This window comes from Lysinibacillus sp. GbtcB16 (assembly GCF_019091145.1).
GTDB lineage: Bacteria > Bacillota > Bacilli > Bacillales_A > Planococcaceae > Lysinibacillus > Lysinibacillus fusiformis.
The window spans coordinates 1-364 of record NZ_JAGXJV010000180.1 but is presented as its reverse complement, the minus strand read 5'-3'; the positions used below and the strand labels follow the sequence as shown (position 1 = coordinate 364).

Below are 364 nucleotides of genomic sequence, written 5' to 3'. Positions count from 1 at the left end.
AGATAAAGACTCAAATATTGTGACGAGAAAATTTAGGATTTATGTAGAGGAATCGTATATGGCAGTAGGTGCAATTGAATCCGCCAACGAAATGGGTATTATCCAAAAAGCAATTGAAGCCGGGGAAAAACTTAAAGGCGTTGACATTGCGGGGATTTTAGCGGTAAAAGAAATAGCTGAAGTCGCAAAGACAAAGTCGGAAAATAATTCAGAAATTATTGGAATATTAGAGAAAGATGTAGCGAATTTAAAATTAAACGGTGGAGGCGGTGGTTCTGTACCTTCAGATGTTATTTTATTCGAAGAGTGGAAAGGCGGGGAAAGTGTTACGATTGATTTAGGGACTGATCCAATAGACACAACA

At 37.9% G+C, this 364-nt stretch carries 1 pseudogene; it reads left to right on the top strand.

Going from position 1 to position 364, the window contains the following annotated elements:
• Positions 1-19: 19 nt before the first annotated feature.
• A pseudogene (locus KVT27_RS23900) lies at positions 20-364 on the top strand (hypothetical protein); the annotation flags it as partial.